Here is a 13,127-nt window from a genome sequence, read left to right on the forward strand (position 1 = left end):
TATGTAAATATTTGGTTTAATTAATAATCATAATATATACAAGGATGTTTTATGAAAGCCAAATTTTTCTTTATGTCTTTATTTCTTATTGTTGGTGATCTGTCATGGGCGAAGGGAAAAGTTTCAAAATGTGACTATGACATTTCTTCGCTGCCAGTTATAGCCAACAAGCCTGGTAAATGGTGCCTAAATAAAAATTTAACTTATTCGAATAATAAACAAGATGCCATTACTATACAAAGCAATGATGTTACTATAGATGGAAATAGTCTTTATATAAAAAGGTCCAAATAATTTGGATACTGTAATTCGTGGAATTATTGCTCATGATATACAAAATATTACCATAAAAAATATACATATTTATGGCTTTCACACGGGAATTTTGTTTGCCGACAGCACTATGCTTGCTGAGTCATCTATGTATTTCGGGCTTGATTATTTATACAATTATACTGAGCCAAAATCAAATAATATTGTGATTAAAAATGTAATAGTTGAAAACCCAACTTTGCAAGGCATTCATGTTCGTGGGAATAATTTTAATATAAAAGATGTTCATGTTATTGATGTAGGGCCTACAAGAACCTACTCTCATGCTTTTGCCACAGGAATTTACACAGTAGGTAACTTATGCTCAATTGAGCGGAATCTAATAAAATTGGGTAATGCTACAAGGAACGGTGAAAATGTCGGGATAGCATTGTATATGGGTTCAGGTTGTAGAATAAGTAATAATGATATTGTATTTGATAAATGGTTAACTTGGGGAAGAAATTTTGGAATTTGGACTAAATTAGAAAAGGAGAATACCCTCTAATAGAAAATAATATCATTTCAGGTGCAAATTATGCGCTTGGTCCATTTGGATTATTCAGAGGTAATATTGCTACAAATGTATCATGTGCCCTTTTTGTAAAACGAAAACATCCAAAATTTGAAAATGTTGATTTGGGAGGGAATGTCGCAATAAAATGGATTCCAGGAAATGGATCTATGCAAGGAGACGGGACTTGCCCAGATGATATCCCTTATGCAGAATCACGATACGCCTCTAATCCGGGAGCTTTATCAGCTTATTCAGTAGTAATAGCTTGGGGTGAAGGAGGGGCTACTACGTTAGTTGAAACTTTTGCTTGGTTTATAGTCGCTGCACATTACAAGCATGAGCTTGCAAAGATAGTCGAAGGTCATAGGGGTTATCCAGATGATGTAGTTGCACAGGCCGAAATTATGGCTAAAAAAATTCTTTCAAGTACTAAATTAACTCTTTATTCTGAAATAATGAGTTAGCCTTAATTTAAGAGGCATTAGTAGTCTAACACTCATAAGAATGATTATATTTGTCAAAAATAGAATAAATGCTGTTATAACAGCATTTATTCTTTGGGGATTATTGGCTCTGTGTCAATAATTTCAATTGAGCAACCAAAGTGGTATTACTTCCTATTAATGCTGCATAATCCTCCAGTAGGTGAGGTGCAAGGTGAAAATCTTTCTTGACAATTTCGTATCCGGATTGTTCTAGCAAAAGAAAATAATCATGATTAATTAGAGACCCTCTTCGTGCTATAGAAATATTTGGCATTTCTCCATAATTATAAAATGTTAAAGTATCTCTACTGAGAGAGTTAGACTCCATAAGGCATATATATTCAATGCCAAGTTCAGCACATTTTTTATATAGCTTTAACAAAAAATTAGGGTAACACAATACAGCTGTTCTACAATGAAATAACATTCGATGATTTGGTACTAAAAGTGCAAAATGTTCAAGATATTCAAAAATATCACCAGCTTCAAAACGGAGGTTATTTAATGAATAGGCCTTATCGTTTAGTTCTTTAACCAAATCCTGCCTATCTATTCCAACGCATTGGATCTCTGGATTATTTTTAGCAAAACGATAAAGTGGTTCAGCGCAAAGTGTTCCAAAATCTAATACTCCTTTCAATGTTATTGTGGCATCTTTGGCTATAGATGTAAGATATCTTGGAATATAGTCAATCATGTAGGCTTCAGGGTGTTGAGTAGGTCGAAAGCAATTGTAATGATACCAATATTGGTACCATGCTTTTTTTGTGTATTTATCATCATAAATATCATTCTTTTGGTCTCGATAAATTTTATCGCATTTAATTGCTTCCGAAATTTCTACTGCTAGTTTTTTTGCACCTTCTATTTCAGATTTATACATAGTATTGAAGTCTTTTTTGACTGGCTCTAATGTTTCATTTGCTAGTTTTGTTTCTCCCATCCAATACAGGGTACCGGAAAGGGCTAGTGTTAATAAAAAATCATTAGGAAAATGTGTTAATCCATCCTTGATCGTATTAAAAGTTTCAACTTTTTCATTTAATGCTCTGTATGTTTTTGAAAGCATTAGATAATCAATGGGTTTGGGCTCGATATTAATTATTTTTTTAAAATATTCTTGCGCTTCTTTAAATTCACCAAGTACAAAAAGTCGTGCTCCAATTCCATAATAATAGAGAACTTCCTTACTATAAGCATTCTTAAATAGATCAGAATCCAAAGTTCCGCTAAATTGCCAATCGAACATCACAATTTCAATAAATGCCTCAATAAATCGTGTTCGCTCCTTTATGGTGGCTAATAATTTATATTCAGCTATTGCTTTTTCAAATAGATTAGGTAGTAGATATCGTGGGGTTGAGTTTCCATAAATTTCATCAAAAAAAGAGTTTTCAAAATCATTCATTAATTTTGCGAGCTCTGCACAGACTGTATCAACCGAATTTTCTACACCATTGCCATTGATTATTTGTCGCTCTAATTCTCTATTTCCTTTCTCGATCAAAAAATTGACATGTGATTTCCAACCGGGTTGGCGAAACACAGTATTGAAATTTTCTGGGGAGGCTTTTATCAAATAATTCTCTAGTATTTCTTTTGATAGGTAGTTTTTTTTGCTGGAGTATATTTCATTATCATTAAAATCGCTTAAATCTGGAAGTGTAGCTAGCCTCAACATTTCAGTTTCAATATCATCAAGCAATGTTTTCCTATTTTTCCATTCCGCATATCCCCAAGAAATAGCTTTTGATATATATGGTTCAATAGCATTATTTGTAGCCATTTTTTCATAACGCTCAGGAGAAGAACGGCACAAGTAATTTTTAATTTCTTCAGACCAATTTTTAGGATTGTCAGATATAATTGATGGCATATTTAAGGTTCTCCTGTTAATAAGATAGCTAATTCTCTAGTTAAGGATTTAGTCGGGTGTTCTAATTTAACTTTACTGTGCAGCCAATATTTATGTGAACATTCGCTTGATAATAAGTAATCAATATCCTTTGCTAATGTGTGAGGGTATTCACAAAAAAAGGCTAACTCTTGTTTGCGATATGGGGAAATTTCATATAAACTCAATTGATTAGTGTAATTTTTAATCTGTGGGTGAAAATTAAGCACGACCGGGGTTAGTATAGGTCGTAAAGAAAAGTAGTTTAAATAGGCTGCATCGTAAAGGCAATTAGAAAAAAAGCTACAAACCAAGTCACAAGCTAACAATGATTCTTCAACTAATTGAGTCGACAAAATTTTCCATTCTAATCCAGATGAAATAAGTAAGCTTATGGTTTCTTCTTTGTCAGCTTCTGATTCTCTGGGATGAGGGCGATAAAGAATAACTAATTTGGTTTTTTCTTGTTGTAAGCATGCTTCTAACCATTGTGAAATGGTTTCCATATATCCAGGTATACCATGAAGTGCTTGCCCAAAAAGACCAATAGTTTTTGTACTTTGAGTAATGTTAAAATATTCTCTTATATAGTTGCGTTGTTCCTCAATATTTAATGTTTGATAAATGGCATGGCGAGGGGAGCCTATCACCTCGGTTTTGGCATTAAATCGTTTTTTTGTAATTTCTGCAGCGTGATGATCTATGCATAAATAGCAATCAGCTAATTTTTCAAAGAAAAAATTAACTTCTCCCCAAAAATCTTGAAGGACGAATGTTTTGATATGCGCAGGACACTCAGCTATTATTGCTTCATCTATGCCTGCTTCGCCAGGGGATGATAATCCAGATAATATGATATCGGGATTTAATTTATCAATTAATTGATTGGCGTAGGATAGGAGGTCACTGGCTTCATTTAAGGATCGGCTTGGTGGTAGTGGAACTTCAAATACAGGTTGAATCCCAGCCCGAAGAAAATATTTTGAAGCAGGGGGTTGAGCGTAAATAAATACAGTAACACCTGCATATTGCTTAAGTATTTTTACTATCTCAATAATGTTTAATGCAGCACCAACATCCCGTGCAGTAACAAGAATTTTCACACTATCTTTCTTATCCTTGTAAAATTGTTTTTATTAAATCCCGCTCATTTCCTGCTTTTTGAGTTAATTTAAAAAATTTATCCCATTCTGAATTAAGTATATTTTTATTTTTCTCTGCTAGCAAAGTCAACAAACAAAATGCTTTTAAAGCAAGAATTGTTAATCCAAATTCATCTCTCGTTTTATACTGGTATGTACCACCAGCCTCTTTATATGCATGAATAAACATGAGACCAAGGTTTAATAGCTGTTCAGTCGAACTATTTTGATTAAAAATAATGCGCTCAATAACGAATAGCAAATCTAACACTACTGGATGGAAACTATGTAATGCGTCTTCAAAGTCAAAAAAGCAAATCATATTATCTTCGGATAGTAACAGATTTCCTGCATTTAAATCACCATGAATTGGTTGGGCATCTTCTTGATTAATCCAATCAAAATCATATTGTTGAGCCATCTTTTTGACAAAAGAGAAATGTGGAATGTAAGAATAACATCCATCAGCTAAAGCCTTTCTTATAAAATTAAGCTGTGATGTTCGTTCCGTGGTATTTTTAATAATCAACTGTTGGTCAGGATAAGATTTTTTTTTAAGATGTAATTTTGCTAACGCAGTTGCAAGGGTTATTATTTGCTCTGGTTCAGCAAAGAGGCGTTTCCCATGAATATAGGGATAAACATAATAGAGTGAGTTTTCTTCTTCATTAGAAATGCAATTAATTGCAATATTGACTATATAATCTGGGCAAGCGATAAATTGAGCCAAATCTTCGCTCTGCTGATATTGCCTTTTATGCTCAGCGGATACTTTCTTGATAAAAAATTTTTTTTGATCATTTTTACGCTGAAACAAAAAAGCATAGGTTGATTTTAGATCAAATTGAGCAGTATAAATGCCGCCGTCTTCTCCTAATTTTTCTTTCAGGAAATTTGTCTCGACTGTATCACAAGAAACAAATTTAGGAAGTGGGGGGGTAAGAGAGTTCCAAGTAGGGTTTCTAACAATCATTTTTTTGCTTAATATCCGACCATTTAATGGGTTCACCTATAGATACCTTGTTTTGTAATTCCCAGCCATTTACCAGATCCCAGTATTGGGTCGGGACTCCCTTACAAGGAAAGGCAAAGGTTGTATTATCAAGGCTAATTAGAGAGCCAGGTTGAAGTTTTTGCTTTGCAACCAAACAAGTTCTTTGAGAGCTGCCAAGTACTCCTTTTATAGGAGCTTCTAGATCTCGCATCGGTTGACCTAAAGCTTGCCAACAATTGTAAATTGTTTCAAGAGTCTTGGCTAATTGCTCAATCCCCATAGTATGTGATATGTCCTGATCAATATCTTCTGGATAGAGATGAACTCCTTTTTCCAGGATTGAAGCTCCCAATGCAATAGACATATACAACATTTCAATTCCATTATAATGGTCAGATAAACCAACTGGTAATGAAAAACATTGGTTTAAAGTTCGTAACATTCTTAGGTTATGTGCTTCTGGCAAAGCAGGATGTCCATCAGGACTATGTTCAATAATAATTTTTTCACATCCGGCACTTTTTGCTGTTTCAACTGCTTTGCATATATCAGTTAAAGAAGATCTTCCAGTGTCAATAATGAGCGGTAATCCTGTTTTTGCCAGATGACGAATTAAAGGAACATGGACAATGTTCGATGAAGAGGTTTTGAGTGCGCAGGCACCCTGCTTTATCGCAAAATCAATAGTGTCCAATTCATAAATCGAAACTATGAAGGGTAAATTGGCATTCTTTAATAGTGAAAATAGCATACTATAATGTTCTAAAGGCAGTACTTTTCTCTCAATTAATGAGCGGTAGTTTTCCTTGCGGACCTCACCGGATTTACTGGTATAGGTTTCTTCATAATCAACAGGTAGGCAAATGTTTGGGTTATTTAAAATTTCTGTTTTTAGTATAAGAGGTTGGTATGGTACTTTATCCCTGATGGTTATAATTTTGTGTAGCAATTGTTCAGCTATGCCAAGATCCTGATTAAAAAAAGTACCTATTTCTGCTAAAAAAATAGGAGGATGATTTTCTTCAACAGAGAATGGACCAATTGTAAAAGGCTGACTCATTGACTATCTCGCTTATATGTGAATTTCTAATAAATAATGATCTACCAGTAATTTCATACCATTAGTTAATTGCTTATCATTAAACTCGGTTTTCATTGTCCAGGTTCTAATTACGTCTTCACGCTGATTCAATTCAAGATTAAATTTGAAAGGATGGAAAAACCAATTTTTACAACGACCCTCAAGATATTCTGCTATCGTTTCTTTACAAAAAATATTCCAACCGCGCTCCCATTCCCCTTTAATATTATTTATTCTTTTTCTATGTCGTATTTCACAATCTACCCCATATTCATTAAATGGTGACAAGACATAGATTACTCCGTTATCTTTGGTTGCTTTAAAGAGATTATCCCAGAATATATCTAAGTCGATAGTATCGAAGATAGAAATAACACTTACAACAGTAATAATATCAAATTGATTTTCAAATTCAAAAGGCAGATCCAAGGCTGATGCATTAATAAAATTTACATTCGGTTGTAGTACTTTACATACCTCAATCAAGTCATCAAAAACATCTATTCCGGTATACTGCAGTTGTGGGAAATGTTTACTCAAAAAATGAATTAATTCTCCTGTTGCACATCCTATATCTAATAGTTTGCTTCCAGGCTTTAATGGCAACTCTTTAATTTTTTGGGCAAGAAATTTGAACATTTCTTTAGGTTCTTTGCTCCAGCCGTCGGAAATATAATGATAGTAGTTCTTGTATTGCGCGACAGTTGACATAAATCATAACCTCCGTTTCCCTCAAGGAATATTGTATTTTAGGTTGTTTATGCGCTTTTTAACAGAAATTTTGACCTATGTCATCTGTTGGGGTGTTTTAACACAAAATGAAAATTATGAATACTACAAAGTAAACGATTAATTTAGAAGCATGTTAGTTTTGTGGATTAAGGACCATAATCAAAATATAATTGCTCTATTTGAGGAGAAGAAAATCTATTTCAATTTGATTGCATTGAATTAAATATTTGAATTTGTTCTTCCAAATGAAGAATGGAAATATAATTCTAAGAACAAAAAACCATAAGGAATTTTATGTCAAATACTGTTTTAGCAATCGTATATGAAGCGTATCAATTTAATGTTTTTTTTCAATTATTCCAAAAGCTAGCAGGGGAAAGAAAATACAATTTTATTATGTATTCTCCCTATTATTTACCTAATACTGAACAATATATTCAACTTTGTACTAGGGATGGATTTCATTATATTTACAGCACAACAAAATATGGTGGAGATGCTGGAGTTCTGGATCAAATAGATAATTTAAGTATTAACTTAAATAATATTTGTGTTACAAAAAATAAAAGTAACCAATTCCTTAGAACTTACCTGATTTTAAAAAATAAATTCAGAGAATTAGCTAGATTGCCAGTTACGAGGTTTAAAAAAATTTTGCTTTATTTACTTAAAAAACTGGATGATTTGGATTTATACAAAAAAATCACTAAAGAAATATTGGAGTTTATTGATTATTACACTGATACTAGTTATAAAATTAACTCTATTATAGACAAAATAAATCCTTCATTGTTGCTATTTACTGAAGATGTGGTTGAAAGAGACAGTAATATATGGATAAAAATCGCCCAAAAAAAAGGTATTTTGTCTGCAATTCTGAGTTCGAGTACTGCTACTGTGACTGAGGCTGCAGAAACTTATTTTAATAACCCGCATTATTATTTTCCTACCCATTTGCCATTATACCTACAAATCGGATTAAAAATTTTTATAAGAAAATGGTGCTTTAATTATCGTGATAGGAAATTTATACGCCTTCCTCTCAAACAGTTGATTGCGATGGATTTATTAGATTTAGCTCCAAAGCAACCATGGACAATTAATAGTGGAGACTCCACCTTAATCTTGGTTGAAAGTCAATTTTCCAAAGACTTATTGGTAAAAGAAGGTATCAACAGGAGGCGAATTAAAATTATAGGAAGTTTAAAGTTTGACTCAATGGCTCCGGTTTTAAATGATTCAACTCGCTATAAACAAGAGCTTTATCAAAAATATAATTTGAATTTAACTAAAAAACTAATTTTGTGTGCTTTCCCACCCAACCTTCCAAATCGGTTATCATATGATTTTCAAAACTATGAAGATATGACTAAGAAATGGATATCTACGCTTCAATTATCTGATTACAATGTTTTATATTCTGTACACCCAAGTGGGTTTCCTGACACAGCAAATGCAATTCGCTCTCTGGATCAGATTGTTGTGGAAGAAGACATAGCAAATTTGATTCCTCTTTGTGATGTTTATCTGGCTTCTGTTTCAAGTACTATTAAATGGGCAAGAGCTTGTAATAAGCTTGTTTTGGATTATGATTGTTTTCATTTTAATTATCGCACTTATGAAAAGGATCCTGCAATTATTGCTGTTAAAAGTCTGAATGAGCTGAAAGAATGGATTACTCGCCTCAATAATCAATCAGTATCAAAGATACATGATCAATTAAATCCTTCTCTACATCCAAACTATTGGGGAATTATTGATGGGAGGTCTTTATGGCGAATTAATAATTATATTGATTGCCTGATTAAATAACTTTGATACTCTATGAATGTTTAAAAAAATTGTAACTAATTAAGCTATCCCCTATAATGCACTGCAAAAGAGCATGATTAAATGCTGAGCCTGTATTATTTTTATTATTTTGTAGTTTAAGAAATATAGAGCAGGTATGGATTTCATAAAGTGTCAGTAATATTTTGCATTTCAAGAGGAATACTACAAGCTTTTTATAATTTAATGATTTTTATGGATATTGATAACAAATATGAAATCAATCCTTTTTGTAATAAATGAAGCTGGTGAGTTTGTTGAGCTTAGTAAGATTGCATTGGCTATTCAGCAACAAGGCTATGATATTAATTTTCTTTTTGTGTCATCATCTTATATAAATTTAGAAAATGACTGTAAATTTTGTGAAGTAAATGGGTTTACTTTTTATTATCCATTCAAATCGTTTAATAAATTAAGAGCTCAAAAAATTGAAAAAGAGTTTGATTTTGTATCTACGAGAAATCACCCTATAGAAAATCAATTAGGTAATGGATATATCCCATATTCATTTTTACTTAAATCAAAAAGAAAATCTTATTTTTTTATTTGCCCGATTTTATTTCTAATTAGTTTTGTAGGTATTTTTGCTGCTATAACCAAGTTCTTATGCAAGATCACAAAAAAAATTATAAGTATAACTGCAAATACTGTCTTAAAATTTTTCGAAAAATTATTTAGAAAAAAAACTTTTAATAATTCATCTCAAATCCTTTTGAGTTGGTATAGTGCAAAAAGTAGAGGGATAAAAAATTTTTATTACGCTTATAGAGTTTTTAAGTGCAATTCCTTTGATCTTTTGATTTTTGGACAAGAATTTCCCGGCTCTGTAAATTCTCTCTTAATTAAGGCTTGTAATAATAAAAACATCCCAACCCTAATTATACCATTTGCAGTCGGTACCACTAAGGAAATAGTGGAGAGCTTATATGACAAGGATATTTTTGATGTATCTTCAAGTATAACTAATTATCTTGCATCTTTACTCTATCCTAATTGGATTAATTTTTATAAAGGAAAAAAGATGCTCAGGTTAACTGGTAAACAAATTTTCTTTTTAGAACTGATGGGGTTAGCTCCAGAACATCCTTGGCTTCCCAATAATTCCTTTGTTACCAAAATTGCTGTTGAAAGCGAAAAAATGTTTTCATATTACCAATCAATGAAATTCCCTGTTCATCAATTATCTCTGACAGGAAGTTTATCTGATGATATTTTGGTTGAGGCAACAACAAACGGTCAGGAAATTAAGAAAAAAATATGTCAAAAAATGAACCTTGATCCAGAAAAACCTATTTTATTGTGTGCTTGGCCAACAGATCAATTTGGTTCACGATTTGTTTCCCTGGAATTCAAAAATTACGAACAGCTTTGTAGAGCATGGGCAAAATGTTTGAAAGAAATTGAAAGGGAAGGAAAATATTCTGTAATTATTCGACCTCACCCGGTTACTAATAAAGAAATTTTAGGTAAAATATTAGGACAGTGTGATTTAAAACAATTTATATCCTATGATGATACAATCCAGCTTATTACATGTTGTGATTTATTTGTAGCTTGCGTTTCATCAACTTTGCGTTGGGCAATTGCAAAAGGAATCCCTGCCATTAATTATGATTGTTATCAATATGGATATACAGACTTTGATGCAAAAGGTGTTTTTAATGTAAATGACTTTAAAAGCTTTTCTGCTGTTTTGGAAGAATTAACGCGTGATAGGCAGAAATATGAGGGTGCTAAACAGAACCAACAAGAATGCGCTAGTGCATGGGGCATCCTGGATGGGAACTCCCAAAAAAGAATAGTGAACCTAATTAATAAGTTAGTTCAATCGGAATCTGTAATTGATATAGAAAACAAAAATTATGACCTCAATATCCTCAAAAACTCAGACGTTTAAAGAAACAGTAGTCTATGGAGTTGATAAGTTTAGGCTTTTAGCTGTTTTAAGAAATATATGGGATTACCGCTTGCTTTTATGGATTTTTTGTAAACGAGATCTCAAAGGGCGTTACAGTCAAACCATCTTGGGATTGGGTTGGGTTATTTTAACTCCTTTGATTACGGTTGGGGTGTTTGTCATTGTTTTTGGCATCATGATAAAGGTACCTACCGATGGGCTGCCTACTGTCATGTTCTATTTGGTTGCGGTTATACCTTGGTATTCCTTTTTAAATGTTCTCAACCCTTCCATACAAATGATTGAGGGAAATGCTTCGTTAATAACAAAGGTCTATTTTCCAAGAGCGTTGATAGGCGGTGCCTATGCTATGGGAGCTGCGGTTGATTTTCTGATGGCTTATGTGTTTTTGATAACCCCCTTTGCAATTTATTATGGCCTTTGGTCTATCAAGTTATTAATTATTATGCCATTCCTGCTGATATCTACCTTAATGATTGGATTAGGTATTGGTTTGGTTTTAGCACCTATCAATGCAAAATATAGGGATATTAAACATTTTATGCCTCTGGCTTTGCAGTTATTTTATTACTCCACTCCAGCGATTTACCCTGTTTCTGCTGTGCCTGTGTGGGCTAAACCATGGTATGCTGTTAATCCATTATCTCTTGTTATCACCAGTTATCGAGAGGTGTTAATGGGGCATTGGCCATCACCTACTATAATAATGACATTATCTGGTATGGCAATTATAACTTTCCTTGTGGGGCTTGTTGCATTTCATCACATGGAGCATAAGGTAGTTGATATTTTATGAGTTGGTCTATTCGTATTGAAAACCTTTCCAAACAATATCGGATTGGTAGTACTACTACAACCGCAGCAGAGCTGATTAATGAAAAATTGAGAAAATTTCTTTTATTACTGGATTTTAAAAAAAGGAATCGATTTTCATCCGATAAGCCACTGCCTTCATCCATTGCACAAGAAGGTAGAACTGTAGTCGATGCAAGTCAAATTAGCCCGGAATATCCCAATCATTTCTGGGCTTTGCGGGATATTAATCTTGAAATCGAGGCAGGGGAGCGGCTTGGTATAGTAGGACAAAATGGTTGCGGTAAGAGCACATTATTAAAAATTCTATCACGTATTGTTTCTCCTACCGAAGGGTTATTCCGATTTAGGGGGCGCTTAATCAGTTTGTTGGAAATCGGTACAGGATTTCATGGTGAACTGACTGGACGTGAAAATATTTTTTTAAATGGCACTATTATGGGAATGAAAACCCATGAAATTAAAAATCGACTCAATCAAATTATTGAATTTTCTGAATTGGGGTCAATGATAGATACTCCTGTCAAGCGCTACTCTTCCGGAATGTATATACGCTTGGCATTTGCTGTAGCTGCTCATTTGGAGTCTGAAATCCTTATAGTTGATGAAGTGTTAGCGGTAGGTGATGCAGCATTTCAACGCAAGTGTACGGAAAAAATGCTGGATTTAGCAAATCAGGGAAGAACTTTATTATTTGTCAGTCACGATATGGAAACCGTGAATCGAATTTGTAATAGAGCCATACGAATGTCGCATGGCAGAATTGTCGGTGACAGTAAATTTGATACAAGTGCAGCAAGCAAAAGTTCAGTCATGGATATCACTCGCGACTATCTCCGCTCAGGAGCGAAATATAAATCGGAACAGGTTTGGCCTAGTGATAAGCCAATGATATTTTTAAATTCCCTTAAGCTTAACCGAGTTAGATTGATAGATTACGACAATAAAGTTCGTTCTAATTTTAATTTAAATGAAACTATTGTTGTTGAAATAGATTTTACAATTATTAAAGAAACATACCCTTTTAATATTCATCTTTATCTTAAAGACAGCTCTGGGCGTGTGATATTTGTGTCAATGGATAATCATGCCTGGCAATCTAAGAAAGTACGTCCATTGGGAAATTATACCGAACGATGTACTTTGTATTCACCCTTATTAAACATTGGCGATTATCATATTGATATTGAATTTTGGCCAGGTAATGCTTTGGAAAATCGATTGGTAGTCAATTCAGTAGTCAGCTTCGAGTTGAAAGATGGAGCTGTAAATGAGGGGGTAAGAGGCAATTGGGCTTCTGATTGGCCAAACTCATTGATTAGACCACAGTTGGATTGGAGTATTTCGACAAATAAGAAACAGCATCTTGTTTTAAAAGAGCATGAATTAGTCACTGAAAAGTAATCAAC

General features: G+C 33.3%; 12 protein-coding genes. 7 read left to right on the forward strand and 5 right to left on the reverse strand.

Annotated features, from left to right (window positions below; all coding sequences use genetic code 11):
• Positions 1–51 precede the first annotated feature (51 nt).
• The 3 genes from LPG_RS15320 (at position 52) to LPG_RS15330 (ending at position 1,293) form a co-directional block, all read left to right on the forward strand.
• Positions 52–294, forward strand: a complete 243-nt coding sequence (locus LPG_RS15320; protein WP_010946500.1) for a hypothetical protein — start codon at positions 52–54, stop codon at positions 292–294.
• A gap of 1 nt (position 295) precedes the next feature.
• Positions 296–820 (forward strand): hypothetical protein, encoded by a 525-nt coding sequence (locus LPG_RS15325; protein WP_010946501.1) that lies wholly within the window; start codon positions 296–298, stop codon positions 818–820.
• A gap of 176 nt (positions 821–996) precedes the next feature.
• Complete coding sequence (locus LPG_RS15330; protein WP_011945900.1) at positions 997–1,293, forward strand: hypothetical protein; 297 nt, start codon at positions 997–999, stop codon at positions 1,291–1,293.
• Positions 1,294–1,393: 100 nt separating this feature from the next.
• Here LPG_RS15330 and LPG_RS03790 read toward each other — a convergent pair whose 3' ends face one another.
• The 5 genes from LPG_RS03790 to LPG_RS03810 are packed head-to-tail and all read right to left on the reverse strand — an operon-like array spanning position 1,394 to position 7,136.
• Entirely contained in the window at positions 1,394–3,190 is a 1,797-nt protein-coding gene (locus LPG_RS03790; protein WP_010946502.1) for a hypothetical protein, read from the reverse strand.
• A gap of 2 nt (positions 3,191–3,192) precedes the next feature.
• Positions 3,193–4,311 (reverse strand): hypothetical protein, encoded by a 1,119-nt coding sequence (locus LPG_RS03795; protein ID WP_010946503.1) that lies wholly within the window; start codon positions 4,309–4,311, stop codon positions 3,193–3,195.
• Positions 4,312–4,321: 10 nt separating this feature from the next.
• Complete coding sequence (locus tag LPG_RS03800) at positions 4,322–5,359, reverse strand: phosphotransferase (RefSeq protein ID WP_010946504.1); 1,038 nt, start codon at positions 5,357–5,359, stop codon at positions 4,322–4,324.
• Positions 5,313–6,404 carry an N-acetylneuraminate synthase family protein gene (locus LPG_RS03805; protein WP_010946505.1) on the reverse strand — a complete coding sequence of 364 codons (1,092 nt, stop codon included), beginning with the start codon at positions 6,402–6,404 and terminating at the stop codon, positions 5,313–5,315. The genes LPG_RS03800 and LPG_RS03805 overlap by 47 nt, the downstream gene beginning before the upstream one ends.
• 12 nt (positions 6,405–6,416) lie before the next feature.
• Positions 6,417–7,136, reverse strand: coding sequence for a class I SAM-dependent methyltransferase (locus LPG_RS03810; protein WP_010946506.1), 720 nt, complete (start codon positions 7,134–7,136; stop codon positions 6,417–6,419).
• 315 nt (positions 7,137–7,451) lie between these two features.
• On the opposite strand from LPG_RS03810, the gene LPG_RS03815 reads away from it, so the two are divergent.
• From LPG_RS03815 to LPG_RS03830, 4 genes are all read left to right on the forward strand, one after another.
• On the forward strand, positions 7,452–8,969 hold the full coding sequence (locus tag LPG_RS03815; protein ID WP_010946507.1) for a hypothetical protein: 1,518 nt from the start codon (positions 7,452–7,454) through the stop codon (positions 8,967–8,969).
• Positions 8,970–9,201: 232 nt separating this feature from the next.
• Positions 9,202–10,884: a hypothetical protein gene (locus tag LPG_RS03820; RefSeq protein WP_011213312.1), complete on the forward strand. Its 1,683-nt coding sequence runs from the start codon at positions 9,202–9,204 to the stop codon at positions 10,882–10,884.
• A complete protein-coding gene (locus LPG_RS03825; RefSeq protein WP_010946509.1) occupies positions 10,850–11,701 on the forward strand; it encodes an ABC transporter permease in 852 nt (283 codons plus the stop codon). Before LPG_RS03820 ends, LPG_RS03825 begins: the two co-directional genes overlap by 35 nt.
• Positions 11,698–13,122: an ABC transporter ATP-binding protein gene (locus LPG_RS03830; protein WP_010946510.1), complete on the forward strand. Its 1,425-nt coding sequence runs from the start codon at positions 11,698–11,700 to the stop codon at positions 13,120–13,122. Before LPG_RS03825 ends, LPG_RS03830 begins: the two co-directional genes overlap by 4 nt.
• Positions 13,123–13,127 lie beyond the last annotated feature (5 nt).

This window comes from Legionella pneumophila subsp. pneumophila str. Philadelphia 1 (genome assembly GCF_000008485.1).
In the GTDB taxonomy this organism is placed as follows: Bacteria; Pseudomonadota; Gammaproteobacteria; order Legionellales; family Legionellaceae; genus Legionella; species Legionella pneumophila.

What these genes read in the sequence shown, in the direction of transcription:
- LPG_RS15330 (WP_011945900.1), top strand. Translation starts at nt 997, where the DNA reads ATGCAAGGAGACGGGACTTGCCCAGATGATATCCCTTATGCAGAATCA.
- LPG_RS03810 (WP_010946506.1), bottom strand. Translation starts at nt 7,136, where the DNA reads ATGTCAACTGTCGCGCAATACAAGAACTACTATCATTATATTTCCGAC.
- LPG_RS03830 (WP_010946510.1), top strand. Translation starts at nt 11,698, where the DNA reads ATGAGTTGGTCTATTCGTATTGAAAACCTTTCCAAACAATATCGGATT.
- LPG_RS03815 (WP_010946507.1), top strand. Translation starts at nt 7,452, where the DNA reads ATGTCAAATACTGTTTTAGCAATCGTATATGAAGCGTATCAATTTAAT.
- LPG_RS15320 (WP_010946500.1), top strand. Translation starts at nt 52, where the DNA reads ATGAAAGCCAAATTTTTCTTTATGTCTTTATTTCTTATTGTTGGTGAT.
- LPG_RS03825 (WP_010946509.1), top strand. Translation starts at nt 10,850, where the DNA reads ATGACCTCAATATCCTCAAAAACTCAGACGTTTAAAGAAACAGTAGTC.
- LPG_RS03820 (WP_011213312.1), top strand. Translation starts at nt 9,202, where the DNA reads ATGAAATCAATCCTTTTTGTAATAAATGAAGCTGGTGAGTTTGTTGAG.
- LPG_RS03805 (WP_010946505.1), bottom strand. Translation starts at nt 6,404, where the DNA reads ATGAGTCAGCCTTTTACAATTGGTCCATTCTCTGTTGAAGAAAATCAT.
- LPG_RS03790 (WP_010946502.1), bottom strand. Translation starts at nt 3,190, where the DNA reads ATGCCATCAATTATATCTGACAATCCTAAAAATTGGTCTGAAGAAATT.